This is a genomic window from Stenotrophomonas sp. GD04024, assembly GCF_029837545.1.
GTDB lineage: Bacteria > Pseudomonadota > Gammaproteobacteria > Xanthomonadales > Xanthomonadaceae > Stenotrophomonas > Stenotrophomonas forensis.
This window is the reverse complement of sequence record NZ_JAOEDV010000007.1, coordinates 56,953-71,548: the sequence shown is the minus strand read 5'-3', so window position 1 is coordinate 71,548 and position 14,596 is coordinate 56,953. Positions and strand designations below refer to the sequence as shown.

The following is a 14,596-nucleotide window of genomic DNA, read 5'->3' as shown; positions in this document are numbered from 1 at the left end:
GGGAATCATCCACGCATGGCGTGGATGCGGTCAGGATCCATGCCGACCAAGGTCGGCACCTACCAAGCTAGCGGGACGGCCGGAAATTGTTGCGCAGGCCGCTCCAGCACTGCTGGTAATCGCCCTGGCGATGGCCGGCGGCCAGCGCCTGCGCGGTCGGCCGGATCACCGCGCGGGTCTCGAACATGAAGGCCATGGTGTCCTTGATCACGTCCGCCTTCGACAGATCGGCATTGGAGGCCTTGTCGAAAGTCGGCGCATCCGGGCCGTGGCCGCTCATGCAGTTGTGCAGCGACGCGCCGCCCGGCACGAAGCCTTCGGCCTTGGCGTCGTAAGCACCATGTACCAGGCCCATGAACTCGCTGGCGATGTTGCGGTGGAACCACGGCGGACGGAACGTGTTCTGCGCCACCAGCCAGCGCGGCGGGAAGATCGCAAAGTCCATGTTGCTGGTGCCCGGCGTGTCGCTGGGCGAATGCAGCACCAGGAAGATCGACGGATCCGGGTGGTCATAGCTGATCGAGCCGATGGTGTTGAAGCGGCGCAGGTCGTAGCGGTACGGCGCGTAATTGCCGTGCCAGGCCACCACGTCCAGCGGCGAATGGTCGATCGGGGCCCGCCACAGGCGGCCGTCGAACTTTGCGATCAGTTCGAAATCACCGTCCACGTCCTCGAACGCCGCGTGCGGCGTCTCGAAGTCGCGTGGGTTGGCCAGGCCGTTGGAGCCGATCGGGCCGAGGTCGGGCAGCTTCAGCAGCGCGCCGTAGTTCTCGCAGATGTAGCCGCGGCTCGGGCCGTCAGGCAGTTCCACCCGGAAGCGCACGCCACGCGGGATCACCGCGATCTGCTGCGGCTCGATCTCGATCACGCCCATCTCGGTCAGCAGGCGCAGCGCGCCCAGCTGCGGCACGATCAGCAGCTCGCCATCGGCGTCGTAGAAGTAGCGGCCGACCATGTCGCGGTTGGCAGCGTAGAGGTGGATGCCCACGCCGGCATGCGCATCGGGCGAGCCGTTGCCGCCCATGGTGTACAGGCCTTCGACGAAGTCGGTCGGCAGCTCCGGCAACGGCAGCGGGCTCCAGCGCAGCTGGTTCGGCGAGGCCGGCTGTGTACCGAAATCACACTGCAGCTGCGACTGCGCGAACGGGGTGAACTCGCCATGGGTGACCGCCGGCCGTATCCGGTACAGCCAGCTGCGGCGGTTGCTGCCGCGTGGCGCGGTGAAGGCGGTGCCGGTCAGCTGTTCGGCATACAGGCCGTGGGCCACCTTCTGCGGCGAGTTCTGCCCGACCGGCAGTGCACCGGCCACGGCCTCGGTGGCGAATTCGTTGCCGAAACCGGACTGGTAGCCGCGGGCGGTGAGGGCGGTGGACATGGAAACTCCAGAGATTGCCGGCCAGCGGCCGGCACTACCATTTGGACAGGCAATGTCGGCGGGAGGCCGACATTGCCTGCAGACCTTACAGCACGCCGCGGCGGATCTGGTCGCGCTCGATGCTCTCGAACAGCGCGGTGAAGTTGCCTTCGCCGAAGCCTTCGTTGCCCTTGCGCTGGATGATTTCGAAGAAGATCGGGCCGATGCAGTTCTGGGTGAAGATCTGCAGCAGCTTGCGCTGGTGGGTTTCCGGATCGGCGTCGATCAGGATCTTGTTCTTCGCCAGGCGCGCGACGTCTTCACCGTGGTTCGGCACGCGCTGGTCGATCACGTCGAAGTAGGTCTCCGGCGTGTCGAGGAAGTCCACGCCCTGCGCGCGCATCGCTTCGACGGTTTCGTAGATGTTCTCGGTGAAGCAGGCGATGTGCTGGATGCCCTCGCCCTTGTACGCGTCCAGGTATTCATTGATCTGGCTCTTCGGGTCGGACGATTCGTTCAGCGGGATGCGCACGATGCCGTCCGGCGCGGTCATCGCCTTGGACACCAGGCCGGTCTTCAGGCCCTTGATGTCGAAGTAGCGGATCTCGCGGAAGTTGAACAGGCGCTCGTAGTAGTCCGACCACTGCTGCATGTTGCCGAAGTACAGGTTGTGGGTCAGGTGGTCGATGAAGGTCAGGCCGAAGCCGACCGGGTGCAGGTCGGTACCCGCGATCTGCTCGTAGTCGCCGTCGAAGATGCTGCCGGCGCTGCCATAGCGGTCGACCAGGTACAGCATGCAGTCGCCGATGCCCTTGATGACCGGCGCGTTGACTGCCTTGCTGTCCGGCTTGAAGGCGATGGCTTCGGCGCCGTTGCCCAACGCGGTCTGGTAGACCTCCTGGCCCGGCTTCTTGAAGCGGATGGCGAAGCCGCAGGCGCACGGACCATGCTTTTCGGCGAAGTCGGCAGCGAACGAATCGGGGTCTTCATTGACCAGGAAGTTGACGTCGCCCTGGCGATAGACGGTAATCGGACGCTGCTTGTGCTTGAGCACCGCGCTGAAGCCCATCTTCCGGAAGTACTCGTGCAGCTCCTGGCCACGGCCGGCCGGGGCGGCGAATTCGACGAACTCGAAGCCGTCGATGCCCATCGGGTTCTCGAAGGTGGTGACCTGCATGCCGGGGTTGGGGTGCGAGGCGGTCGGGACTGCGGTATTCATGGCGTGGCTCCGAATCGGTACCGCATCGGTACAAACCAGGTGCGGGCAGGTGGCGACCCGGCGAGAATGCAGGGTCTGGACCTACCCCTTATAGTTACACTTGAAACCACCAGCAAGGTGCACCGCAACATGAGCCCCGAACCCGCCTCGACCCGCCTGCGTGCCTCGCACGTCCTGCTCGACCTGGAACAGTTCCTGCCCTACCGGCTGAGCGTGCTGTCCAACCGGGTCAGCGGCAACATCGCCAAGCTATACGGCGATCGTTACGGCCTGGCGATTCCCGAGTGGCGGGTCATCACCATCCTGGCGCTGTACCCGGGTTCCTCGGCCAGCGAGGTCTCCGACCGCACGGCGATGGACAAGGTGGCGGTCAGCCGCGCCGTGGCCCGCCTGCTGGAGCGTGGCTTCATCAAGCGCGAGACCCACGGCGATGATCGTCGTCGCTCGGTGCTGGCACTGTCGGCGGCCGGCTTCGAGGTGTACGAAACCATCGCGCCGATGGTGATCGAGATCACCCGCAAGCTGATGTCGGTACTGAGCGACGAGGAAGAGCAGGTGCTGGAGAAGCTGATCCTGCGCCTGGCCGGCGACGGCCTGGAGCGGATGGGCGAAGGGGTGTGAAAGAAAAAGGGACGGAGGGGATTAAGTCGTTTTGGGCCCCAAGTCACGGGTGCCGGCCCTGTCCGGTAGCGGAACAGTGGCTGGGCGATTGTCGTCCTCCCCCTTTGATCTGACGGGACCCGCTCTCTAGCGGGCGGCGGGCCGACTGCAAACGAGGCCGTCGAACGCATTCACTTCCCGCAGATCCCGTCCTGAAGTGTCGCCCTCGCCCGCCAGCATTTCCGCATTGGCCCGATACGGCCCGTTTCCGCGAGGCTGGTGTATCGAAACGGGCTGGTCCAGTGAGTTCTCCTATTGGACTATCCGTGTGTGCGGCCTGACGGTAAGCGTTCAACGGGTATCAGCCCGGCCACGGATCCACATCGCACGGACTCCCTCATGGATGACACGTGTTCAACGCTGCCGCATGGCCAGGAATTGCTGGCCGATCTCAGAGACCTGATCTGCGAGGCACGCAGTAGGATGCACAGGTCCATCAACGCCGGACTGACCCTGCTGTATTGGCGAATCGGGCGTCGCATCCATGTGGACCAGATGGCTGGGCAGCGGGCGCGCTACGGAGAGCTTGCCTTCATCCGGATCGCCAAGGCGCTGTCTGCCGAATTCGGCACATCCTTCGGTGAGAAGAGCCTGCGCAGGATGGTGCAGTTCTCAACCGCATTTGCAGACGAGCAGATTGTCGTATCGCTGATACGACAATTGAGCTGGACGCACTTCATCGCGCTGATCCCACTGGCGGATCCTCTCAAGCGCGACTTCTATGCGCAGATGGCCGCCACCGAGGGCCGGAGTGTACGCACGTTGCGCCAGCGCATCGATTCGATGCTGTATGAGCGCACAGCGCTATCCAGCCAACCCGAGCAGACCATCGCCGATGAGTTGGCGGCACTGCGCAGCAACCAGCCGCTGTCTCCGGGGCTGGTACTGCGTGATCCCTACGTACTGGATTTTCTTGGTCTGAAGGACAGCTGGGACGAGCAGGACCTTGAAAGCGCGATCCTTCGCGAGATGCAGGGTTTCCTGCTCGAACTTGGCACGGGCTTCAGTTTCGTCGCCCGCCAGAAACGCATCCAGATCGACGGCGATGACTTCCACCTGGACCTTCTGTTCTACAACCGGCGCCTACGCAGGCTGATCGCCATCGAACTGAAGATCGGCGAGTTCAAGCCCGCCTACAAGGGGCAGATGGAACTCTATCTTCGATGGCTGGACCGCTACGAACGTGAGGACGGCGAGCAGGAGCCGTTGGGCATCATCCTCTGCACAGGGAAGAAAGCCGGCCAGATCGAATTGCTGGAGCTGGACCGCTCGGGCATCCATGTTGCGGAATACCTGACCACTCTGCCCTCTCGTGAGGTCCTCAAGCAAAGATTGCAGACCGCCATGGAGCGGGCCCGGCAACAGCTTCAGACCGCGCCCCCAAGCCCCCGGTAGACGCATGCATCAGCTCAGGTGCTTGCGCCGCGCGTGGATCCACGGCACCGCCAGCGCGGCGATGGCGCCACCGGCGAAGCCGAGCGAAGCCGCAACCGTGGCCGCTTCGACCGCCCCCGGCAGCGCCAGCGCCGCGGCCACCAGCAGCAGCGACGGCAGGCCGACGAAGGTGCCCAGGAAGAAGTGCCAGCGCGGCGACCAGGTGTTGAGCTGCAGCAGGCTGACCGGCTGCCAGGCTTCGGATGCGGCGTCTTCGGCGATCTTCGCCACCACCTTGCCCAGATCTACTTCCGGCAGCGCGCGGCCGAGACGAGCGGTCGCCAGCAGTTCGGCAACCGCCTCCACCGGCGGGAAGCTGGTCGGCCACGCGACCGGTGCCGGCACGCCGTAAGCGGTCAGCAGCGGTACGCTCAGCCACGGCGCCACCAGCGGGCGCATGCGGCGACGGCCATGCACGCACCAGATCTGCGGCTGGCCGTGCGCGGTGACGCTGTACAGCGCCAGCTCGTTGGCCGGCGGGTAGCCCAGCATGGTCACCCGTGCCGCCAGGCTGTCCTGGCCCATCGCACGCAGGAAGCCGGGGCGGCTGCGCCCTTCCTGCATCCACGCCAGGCCCAGCGCTCCCACCAGGTAGGCCTCGGCCACGTCCTTGCTGCCGGCGGTGGCGCGCTCGTCACTGGCCAGGTACCAGGCCAGTGACTTCGGTTCGGACACATCATCCAGCCCCCAACGGCTGTCATCGCCCAGCACGTGGCGCACCGGCAGCCGCGCAGGGGCGGTCTCGCCCCGCTCGCCCGGCTGCAGGAACGGCAGCACGCCCTGGATGAAGGTGGACAGCTCGATCGCGCGCACGCCATGGCCCTGCCATTCCGGCGGCAGCAACCCGGCCAGCTGGCCCTCGGCAGCCAGCGCGTCGAGCCGCGATTTCTGCTCGACCAGCTTCTGCACCGCGCCCTTGAGCACCACGTTGTCGGGCAGCGCGATCTGCGGCAGGCGGTGGCGCGGGGGTGCCAGTTCGACGGTGTCCTCGCCGATGCCGGCGTCATCCAGCAAAGCCTCCTGCGGCGGCAGGGTCACGCCGTCGCCTGCCCCAGCGTCGGCCAGTTCGCTGGCAGCTTCGGGCAATCGTTCGGCGTGGTCGCTGTGCATGGGGCGTTCCGGTAGGTTGCGTCGACGCAGCGTCGACTGAAGTCCTTGCCGGTAACGGCGGCCACGCCGTGAAATTGAGTCAGCGATTCAGGGAATGTGACCGCACCCACAGTAGGTCCACGCCTTCAAGGCCGGCACCCACCGCGTTTGCCGGCCAGCGGCCGGCACTACCGGTCAGAGGCCCATTGTTTGAGGAAGGCGCTCACACGCACAGGCTGGAACGCTTCGCCCCGGCGCAGCTCGCCGGTGGCCTGCGACACCAGCAGGCTGCCGTCGGCGTCCAGCACCAGCAGGTGCGGGTAGTCGCGCTCCATTTCCGGGAACTGGGCGAGGAAGGCGGTGTTGGGCTGTTCGTCGCTGGCATTGACCTTCACCCACACGAAGTGGGCGTCGCGGAAGCGGCGCAGGTCGCCGTTGCCTTCCACCAGCTCGTCCAGCGCCTGGCAGCGATCGCAGGCCGCGTTGCCGACCTCGAGCAGGATGCGCTTCTTGCCGCGCTGGGCTTCCACCTTGGCGGTGGCCAGATCGTCGGCGGGGTCTCGGGCCGGGTCGAACTGCGCGCCGAGCCCGGCGATGGCGGCGATGTCCGCCGCCACCGGGGTGTTGCCCGAGGCCACCGGTTCGCTGGGGTCAGCGACCGGTGGCTCGGTGGGCCGGGTATCCAGCGGCTGCGTCGGCTCGGCGGCGGCAGGCGGTTGCGGTTGGGAACAGGCGCCGATCAGCGCCGCACAGACCACCACCACTGCACCACCGAGCTTCATACGCATGCCAGCTACCCTCTCTTCATCACTTGACGCCGTGCATCAGCTTGTTGATCAGCGGGGCGATCAGGAACAGCACCACGCCGGAGCCGATCAGGGCCCAGAACCCGAAGGTATACCCCTTCAGGGCCGACTCGACCGTCATGCCGCCTTCACCACTGACCACACCGGCGAAGATGCCCGACAGGTTGTTGCCGATGCCGGTGGACAGGAACCAGCCACCCATGCCGAAGCCGACCAGGCGCACCGGAGCCAGCTTGGTCACCATCGACAGGCCGATCGGCGACAGGCACAGCTCACCCACCGACTGGATGACGTAGACCATGAACAGGGTCCAGAACGGGATCTTGCCGTCCACGACCATCTGCGACAGCGCATACATCAGCAGGGCGAAGGCGGCGCCGTTGAACAGCAGGCCGAGGCCGAACTTGCGCGGAATCGACGGATTGGCGCGGCCCAGGGCCACCCAGATCCAGGCAATGATCGGCGCCAGGGTGATGATGGCCACCGAGTTGACCGACTGGAACCAGGCCGTCGGGAAGGTCCAGTCACCCATCTGGCGGTTGACGATGTTCTCGGCCAGGAAGGTGAACGAGCTGCCGGCCTGTTCGAAGAACATCCAGAACATCACGTTGAAGGCGAAGATGATCAGCATGGCGATCACGCGGTCGCGCTGCACCTTGCCCTCGCGGATGCCCTCGACCAGCAGCAGCACGGCCAGCGCGGTGAACATCGCGCCCAGGATCCAGGCCAGCGCGGTGGCGCCGGTGGCCAGCAGGAAGTACGCAACCGGGATGGCGACCACGGCACCGACCAGCACCATGATGATGCGGCCGAAACCTTCAGCGCCGGCCGGCGGTGCACCGATGCCCTTCAGGCCGGCGCGGCCGATGTAGAACCACACCAGCGAGATCAGCATGCCCACGCCCGAGGCGATGAACACGACCTTGTACGACGGCATTTCCGAGGTACCGAAGACCTTGCGGGCCAGGTACTCGGTCAGCACCGGGGCGATCATCGCGCCGATGTTGATACCCATGTAGAAGATGGTGAAGCCCGAATCGCGACGCTCGTCCTTCAGGCCATACAGCTTGCCGACCATGGTCGAGATGTTCGGCTTGAACAGGCCGTTGCCAACGATGATGGTGGCCAGGCCGAGCTTGAAGATGTGCTCCTGCGGCAGCGAGATCATGAACAGGCCGGCGGCCATGATGATCGCGCCGGTCAGGATCGAGCGCTGGTAGCCCAGTACCCGGTCGGCCACGTAGCCACCGAAGATCGCCGCGGCGTACACCAGGGCCAGGTAGGCACCGTAGATGCGGCTGGCGTCGCCCTCACCGGCAGCGTTGCCGTTGTAGAACTGGGAGACGATGTACAGCACCAAGGCCCAGCGGATGCCGTAGAACGCAAAGCGTTCCCAGAACTCGGTCATGAACAGCATCCACAGCGGGCGCGGATGGCCCAGCGTGGTCTTGAAGTCCGGCAGCGCCGGCTCTGGGGTGTTCGCAGTGGCGTTTACGCTCATGCGGGTTTCCTGGTTCGGTGGATGACGAGCACGTCCGATGTGCAGTGGAGCAACGCGCGAGGATCACCGACTTCTGGCGTTCACGTCAAATACACGCCGTTTGAGGCAGGTCACCGCCTGCTCGCTGAACTTGCATCTGAAACGATCCAGCCGCCGGCCGGGATTCAAGCTGAATGGGGATCAGCCCAATGCGGCCGGGGGCGCCGCCTGCAGGCTGGTGCGTACCTGGAACAGCTCGGGGAAGAAGGTCAGCTCCAGCGCCTTGGCGAGGAAGCCCACCCCGGACGAGCCGCCGGTGCCGCGCTTGAAGCCGATCACCCGCATCACCGTGCGCATGTGACGGAATCGCCAGAGCTGGAAGGCAGTCTCCAGGTCCACCAGGTCCTCGCACAGCGCGTACTCGCGCCAGTAGCGGTCGGTGTCCTGGTAGATGCGCTCGAACACCGGCTGCAGGGCGTCGTCGGCCACGTGCGGCTGGGTCCAGTCGTGGGTTTCGTACACCGCCGGCACGGCATGCCCGAAGCGGGCCAGGTACTTCAGGAATTCCTCGTACAGGCTCGGCGCCTCCAGCACGGTGCGCAGCTGCGCCTGCCCGGCCGGGTCGTGCTCGAACACCTGCAGCATCTGCGCGTTCTTGTTGCCCAGCAGGAACTCGATGTAGCGGTACTGCAGCGACTGGAAGCCCGAGGACGGGCCCAGCACATCGCGGAAACCCATGTACTCGGACGGGGTCAGCGTTTCCAGCACCGACCACTGCTCGGTGAGCTGGCGCAGCACCTGCTTGCTGCGCGCCAGCACCTTGCGGCACTGCCAGACTTCATCGCGCTGCAGGAAGCCGATCGCCGCGCGCAGCTCGTGGCCGAGCAGCTTCAGCCACAGCTCCGAGGTCTGGTGCTGGATGATGAAGAGCATCTCGTCGTGATGCGGCGGGCTGGACAGCGGCTGCTGCGCGCTGAGCAGCTGGTCCAGCCGCAGGTAGCCGCCATAGGTCAGGCGCCCCTGCAGGTCGGTGTGGATGCCGGCTTCGAGATCGCGTTGGTTGTTGTCGACGGACATGGGCGGGACCAGATCGGGGGCGGCAAGGGTAGCGCGTTGCCGCCGCGCTGGCAGCCGCCGGGTCCATACCGGGCCGTGCGGTTGGCCGTGGAGCATCGGCCGATGCCGGGGCTGCGCGTGGAACCGATCACGCCGTTGCGCAGCCAGTCAGCCAGAGGCGTATTCTGATGCTTTGCAGCAACGACTGAATACGTTGTTGTTATTGGCCCCCCACCCGCCGGCAGGGGTAAAACAGGGCATCGCCGTGTTGCGGCGCAGGAAGGCTATTCCGTACGCGTTCCTTAACATGGCGATTCATATCATTTGTAACTTCTCTGTCGAAGGTGCAGTACGCAATGACGGTTGCCGCTGAATTCAAGATCGAATACCTGCAGTACCTGGACGTGGACGGCAAGCTCGTCCGCGATGACCTGCCCGCGTCGCTGCGCGACCCCAAGGTCCTGGTACCGCTGTTCAAGCAGATGCTGTTCGTACGTACGTTCGACAGCAAATCCATCGCGCTGCAGCGCACCGGCAAGCTCGGCACCTACGCCGCCTGCCTGGGCCATGAAGCCGCGCACGTGGGCATCGGTGCCGCGATGCAGAAGGACGACGTGTTCGCGCCTTCGTACCGCGAGTATGGCGCGATGTTCATGCGTGGCGTGCGTCCGCACGACGTGCTGATGTACTGGGGCGGCGACGAGCGCGGCAACGACTACGGCGGCAACGCGGCCAAGGACTTCCCGTTCTGCGTGCCGATCTCCACCCAGTGCCTGCACGCTGCCGGTGCCGCGCTGAAGTTCAAGCTCAACAAGGAACCGCAGATCGCGGTGGCCGTGTGCGGCGACGGCGGCAGTTCCAAGACCGACTTCTACGCGGCACTGAATTCGGCCGGCGCCTACAAGCTGCCGCTGATCCTGTGCATCGTCAACAACGGCTGGGCCATCTCGGTCCCGCGTTCGGCCCAGACCGGTGCCGAGACGCTGGCGCAAAAGGGCCTGGCCGGCGGCCTGCATTGCCTGCAGGTGGACGGCAACGACCTGATTGCAGTGCTGGCGGCCATGGAGCAGGCGCGCGAACGTGCGCTGGCCGGCGACGGTGGCACCGTGCTGGAACTGATGACCTATCGCCTGTCCGACCACACCACCGCCGATGACGCGCGCCGCTACCGCGACGATGCCGAGGTGAAGGATGCCTGGCAGCGCGAGCCGATGCTGCGCCTGCGCAAGTACCTGATCAACGCCGGCGTCTGGAGCGAGGAAGAAGAAACCGCCTGGGTCGCCGAGTGCGGTACGCGCGTGGACGAGGAAGTGAACCTGTACCTCAACACGCCGGTGCAGCCGGTCGAGGCGATGTTCGATTTCCTCTACGCCGATCCGCCGCAGGACCTGCTGGCCCAGCGTGCGCAGGCGATCGCCCTGGAGCAGCGCCATGGATGAGATCAAGAACGGCGCGCCCGGCGCGCACACCAACGCCGCCGACAGCGCCGCCGTCGCGCGCGGAGAACAGAGCATGACCACCACCCCCATCACCCTGATCGAAGCCATCACCCAGGCGCTGGCCTGGGAGCTGGAACACGACCCGTCGGTGCTGGTGCTGGGCGAGGACGTGGGCGTCAACGGCGGCGTGTTCCGTGCCACCGCCGGCCTGCAGCAGCGCTTCGGCTCCGAGCGCATCCTCGACACCCCGCTGGATGAAACCACCATCGCCGGCCTGACCATCGGCCTGGCCGCACAGGGCATGAAGCCGGTGGCCGAAGCCCAGTTCGACGGTTTCATGTACCCGATGGTCGACCATATCGTCTGCCACGCCGCCCGCCTGCGTTACCGCACCCGTGGCCGCCTGCACTGCCCGATGGTGCTGCGCGTGCCGTGGGGCGGCGGCATCCGTGCGCCGGAACACCACAGCGAAGCCAACGAGGCCATCTTCACCAACGTGCCGGGCCTGCGCGTGGTGCTGCCGTCGTCGCCGCAGCGCGCCTATGGCCTGCTGCTGGCCGCGATCCGCGAACCGGATCCGGTGATCTACATGGAGCCCAAGCGCATCTACCGCCAGTACAAGGAAGTGGTCGTCAACGACGGCGAGGCCTTGCCGCTGGACGTCTGCTTCGTGCTGCGCGACGGCACCGACGTGACCCTGGTGACCTGGGGCGCGCAGGTGAAGGAGGCGCTGGAAGCGGCCGACAAGCTGGCCGGCGAAGGCATCAGTGCCGAAGTGATCGACGTGGCCACGCTGCGTCCGCTGGACTTCGCCACCATCGCCGAGTCGGTGGCCAAGACCGGCCGCTGCGTGATCGTGCAGGAGGCCCCGAAGACCGCGGGCTTCGGCGCCGAGATCGCCGCGCGCCTGGCCGAGGAATCGATCTACGACCTGCTGGCTCCGGTCGAGCGCGTCACTGGCTACGACACCCACATTCCGCTGTTCCGCCTGGAAATGAAGTACCTGCCGAGCGTTGAGCGGATCGTGGCTGCGGCCAAGCGCGCGGTGGCGGCCGGCTGACATGCGGGCCCGCCTTCTGGGGGCTTACCGCAGCCAGTATCCCAACCCGCTCCGGTTCCACACCGGCCAGATCGTCGAAGTAGGTGTTCGTGACGAGGAATGGCCGGCGTTTGCCTGGGTACGCACCAACGATGGGCGCGCTGGATGGGCGCCCGTCGCGTGGCTGCAGCTGCTGGACGAGGGTCGCGCCGAAGCGCTGTGCGACTACGACGCCCGCGAGCTGGATGTGGAAAGCGGCGAGATGGTGAAGCTTCATCACGAACACGGTGGGTGGTGGTGGTCCGAGCGCGCCAATGGCGCGACGGGCTGGCTGCCGGCCCGCGAACTGGAACTGCTGGAAGAGAACTGCACATGAGCCAGACCAAGAACTTCAACCTGCCCGACCTGGGCGAAGGCCTGCCGGACGCCACCATCGTCGAGTGGTTCGTCAAGGAAGGCGATGTGATCAAGCTGGACGAGCCGCTGGTCTCGATGGAGACCGCCAAGGCCGTCGTCGAAGTGCCCTCGCCGTTCTCCGGCAAGGTGCTGAAGCTGTCCGGCGCCGCCGGCGACATCATCCCGACCGGTTCGGTGCTGGCCAGCTTCGAGCTGGACCCGAACCTGCCGCAGCGTGCCGATGGCCAGGACACCGGCCACAGCCACGGCCACGCCGCGCCTGCCGCCGCACCGACGCCGCCGCCGCTGCCGGCGGCTGCCGCACCGGTGGCCACCGAAGCCGCCAAGCCCGCCGCCGCCGAGCGTGATGACGCCGGTACCGTGGTCGGTGCGATGCAGAGCTCCAACGCCGTGCACGCCGAGCAGGCGCTGGCCGTCGGTGGCGTCAAGGCCGTTCCGGCCGTGCGTGCCACCGCGCGCAAGCTGGGCGTGGACCTGTCCCGCGTGCGTGCCACCGGCGCCGATGGCGCGGTGACCATGGCCGACGTCAAGCAGGCGGCCGCAGATGGCAGCGCCAAGCTCGGCGCCGCCCCGGCACCGGTTGCCGCGGCTGCCTATGCCGCGCCGGCCCCGGCACAGGTGTCGGCGCCGGTGCAGAGCGAAGCGCGCACCGCGCTGTCCGCCGCCGGCAAGCCGATACGCACCCAGCCGCCGGGCGTAGTTGCCAAGGGCCAGCCGGAACCGCTGAAGGGCGTGCGCCGCAACATGGCCCGCGTGATGGCCGATGCGCACAGCAAGGTCGTGCCGACCACGCTGAACGACGACGCCGACATCCACGCCTGGCTGCCGGGCAACGACGTCACCGCGCGCCTGGTGCGCTCGATCGTGGTGGCCGCGCAGAAGGTGCCGGCGATGAACGCCTGGTTCGACGGTGAAGCGCTGACCCGCACCCTGCACGCGCAGGTGGACATCGGCATTGCCGTGGACACCGACGACGGCCTGTTCGTGCCGGCCCTGCGCAATGCCGACATGCTTGATGCACGCGGCATCCGCGAAGGCGTGAACCGCCTGCGCGAGCAGGTGGAATCGCGCTCGATCGCCGCCTCGGAACTGAGCGGCTACACCATCTCGCTGTCCAACTTCGGCATGTTCGCCGGCCGCTACGCGACCCCGGTCGTGGTGCCGCCGTGCGTGGCCATCGTCGGTGCCGGCCGTGCCCGCCACCAGATGACCCCGGTGATGGGCGGCGTGGAAGCGCACAAGGTGATCCCGCTGTCGGTCACCTTCGACCACCGCGCGGCGACCGGTGGTGAAGCTGCCCGCTTCCTGCGCGCGATGATGGACGACCTGGCGCTGGCCAGCTGATTCAGCTGGTCGGTGGGTGCCAACCGTTGGTTGGCACTTGAAACTGACTGGTGGGTGCCAACCGTTGGCTGGCACATGAACTGGAAAAGACGCCGGGCATTGCCCGGCTTTTTTTTGTGCCTGCTTCGTCGCGCCCCATCCGCGGGCTATCCGATGGTCGGTGGAAAGCGCAAGGGAGCAATTTGAGAATAGTTGCATGGATTCCCAAGAGCAGCTCGATAGCATTGGGCCTCTCTTTGAAAGTCGAATCCCCATGTTCGAGACACCGCCCACACTCGAAGAATTCCTGAAGGCGGGCGATGATATTTTCCGCGCCTCTCCCTTCTTCTTACGGTTGACGAGGGATGGGGACCCCTCGGACACGAACTGGGTCCTCAGCATCATCTTCCTGCGCTGGCTCGCCCGAAATCGCGCGTTCCTTGACGCATCGGTCGGCTCTACGGTGGCAGCCGCTCCCTCGCCGGCAGATGCCTTGGCATGTATCGAAGCTGCCTTCCAGGACGAAATCCCCGGCGCTGCGTTCGACCCGGAATTGTTGGAATTCACCGTTCGCTACTTCTGCATGGCCGCCCCCTACTTGTCGGACTTCTTCTCGTTGTTCCCTCAAGACGCCATGCCCTCGCCGGAAGCCATGTGGGACAAGCAGGAGCAGGTGTACGCGATTATCGATTCACGTTTACAGTCATGGCGCAACGGTGAACCCCTCGTCCGGGCGGTCATCCCCAATGCCGATCAACAAGGAGACGCCGAACCGGCTACGCCACTGGACGCTGATGCCTGGATCTCAACGCTGGCAACGCTATCGGATGCTGCGGTCACCCAAGAAGGCTGCTGGGCATACGCCGACCACTTCTACAGGCCCCTGACGAAACCGCCGTCAGTAGAAGTCGTCCTGGCAGTCATGAGGGAATTTGTTCGCGACCCACCACATGATGCGTCGATCATGACTGCAACGGACAACTTCCTGTCGGATATCCCGTTCTCCCGCTACATCAAAGCCTACTCCATCCTCGCGCCTGAACTGCTGGACCGTGCTTCAGATGCCGCGCTCAATCTGTTTGATTATCCAGGTTGTGAACTGACGCCCCGTCAGATACGGCAGTTCATCAAGGAACTCAGGCGGTGCAATCCCGGCCGCGATGTGGTCGGAGAGCTGGCCCAGCTGGCCATTGAGTGGGATTCGGAAGACGACGAGACATTTTCAATCGTCATCGAAGCAGCGCAGAAGCAAGGGCAGATCTAGGAGCCGGCCAGCACCG

The 14,596-nt window shown here is 65.8% G+C and carries 13 protein-coding genes; 7 read left to right on the top strand and 6 right to left on the bottom strand.

Going from position 1 to position 14,596, the window contains the following annotated elements; all coding sequences use genetic code 11:
• Window positions 1–67: 67 nt before the first annotated feature.
• Both hmgA and hppD read right to left on the bottom strand, forming a co-directional pair.
• A complete protein-coding gene (gene hmgA / locus N7590_RS03925) occupies window positions 68–1,375 on the bottom strand; it encodes a homogentisate 1,2-dioxygenase (protein ID WP_053509115.1) in 1,308 nt (435 codons plus the stop codon).
• 85 nt (window positions 1,376–1,460) lie between these two features.
• A complete protein-coding gene (hppD, locus tag N7590_RS03920; RefSeq protein WP_008264994.1) occupies window positions 1,461–2,573 on the bottom strand; it encodes a 4-hydroxyphenylpyruvate dioxygenase in 1,113 nt (370 codons plus the stop codon).
• Window positions 2,574–2,702: 129 nt separating this feature from the next.
• Here hppD and N7590_RS03915 point away from each other — a divergent pair, with 129 nt between their 5' ends.
• Window positions 2,703–3,194 (top strand): MarR family winged helix-turn-helix transcriptional regulator, encoded by a 492-nt coding sequence (locus N7590_RS03915; RefSeq protein ID WP_053451008.1) that lies wholly within the window; start codon window positions 2,703–2,705, stop codon window positions 3,192–3,194.
• 378 nt (window positions 3,195–3,572) lie between these two features.
• Window positions 3,573–4,628 carry a PDDEXK nuclease domain-containing protein gene (locus N7590_RS03910; protein WP_053509114.1) on the top strand — a complete coding sequence of 352 codons (1,056 nt, stop codon included), beginning with the start codon at window positions 3,573–3,575 and terminating at the stop codon, window positions 4,626–4,628.
• 9 nt (window positions 4,629–4,637) lie between these two features.
• On the opposite strand, the gene N7590_RS03905 is transcribed toward N7590_RS03910, so the two are convergent.
• From N7590_RS03905 to N7590_RS03890, 4 genes are all read right to left on the bottom strand, one after another.
• The gene (locus N7590_RS03905; RefSeq protein WP_053509112.1) at window positions 4,638–5,777 is read right to left on the bottom strand and encodes a hypothetical protein; all 1,140 of its coding nucleotides are present in this window, start codon (window positions 5,775–5,777) and stop codon (window positions 4,638–4,640) included.
• A 167-nt stretch (window positions 5,778–5,944) separates the two neighbouring features.
• Window positions 5,945–6,544 carry a thioredoxin family protein gene (locus N7590_RS03900; protein ID WP_053509110.1) on the bottom strand — a complete coding sequence of 200 codons (600 nt, stop codon included), beginning with the start codon at window positions 6,542–6,544 and terminating at the stop codon, window positions 5,945–5,947.
• A 19-nt stretch (window positions 6,545–6,563) separates the two neighbouring features.
• The gene (locus N7590_RS03895; protein WP_164241295.1) at window positions 6,564–8,063 is read right to left on the bottom strand and encodes a peptide MFS transporter; all 1,500 of its coding nucleotides are present in this window, start codon (window positions 8,061–8,063) and stop codon (window positions 6,564–6,566) included.
• Window positions 8,064–8,243: 180 nt separating this feature from the next.
• Window positions 8,244–9,119 carry a tryptophan 2,3-dioxygenase family protein gene (locus tag N7590_RS03890; RefSeq protein ID WP_049456246.1) on the bottom strand — a complete coding sequence of 292 codons (876 nt, stop codon included), beginning with the start codon at window positions 9,117–9,119 and terminating at the stop codon, window positions 8,244–8,246.
• A gap of 335 nt (window positions 9,120–9,454) precedes the next feature.
• Between N7590_RS03890 and pdhA the strand changes: the two genes are divergently transcribed.
• From pdhA to N7590_RS03865, 5 genes are all read left to right on the top strand, one after another.
• Window positions 9,455–10,537 carry a pyruvate dehydrogenase (acetyl-transferring) E1 component subunit alpha gene (gene pdhA, locus N7590_RS03885; RefSeq protein WP_164241296.1) on the top strand — a complete coding sequence of 361 codons (1,083 nt, stop codon included), beginning with the start codon at window positions 9,455–9,457 and terminating at the stop codon, window positions 10,535–10,537.
• The gene (locus N7590_RS03880; RefSeq protein WP_006474353.1) at window positions 10,530–11,597 is read left to right on the top strand and encodes an alpha-ketoacid dehydrogenase subunit beta; all 1,068 of its coding nucleotides are present in this window, start codon (window positions 10,530–10,532) and stop codon (window positions 11,595–11,597) included. Before pdhA ends, N7590_RS03880 begins: the two co-directional genes overlap by 8 nt.
• 1 nt (window position 11,598) lies before the next feature.
• Window positions 11,599–11,952 carry an SH3 domain-containing protein gene (locus N7590_RS03875; protein ID WP_053451012.1) on the top strand — a complete coding sequence of 118 codons (354 nt, stop codon included), beginning with the start codon at window positions 11,599–11,601 and terminating at the stop codon, window positions 11,950–11,952.
• Entirely contained in the window at window positions 11,949–13,337 is a 1,389-nt protein-coding gene (locus tag N7590_RS03870) for a dihydrolipoamide acetyltransferase family protein (protein ID WP_164241297.1), read from the top strand. The genes N7590_RS03875 and N7590_RS03870 overlap by 4 nt, the downstream gene beginning before the upstream one ends.
• A 253-nt stretch (window positions 13,338–13,590) precedes the next feature.
• Window positions 13,591–14,580 carry a hypothetical protein gene (locus N7590_RS03865; protein WP_279935174.1) on the top strand — a complete coding sequence of 330 codons (990 nt, stop codon included), beginning with the start codon at window positions 13,591–13,593 and terminating at the stop codon, window positions 14,578–14,580.
• The last annotated feature ends 16 nt before the right edge of the window (window positions 14,581–14,596 follow it).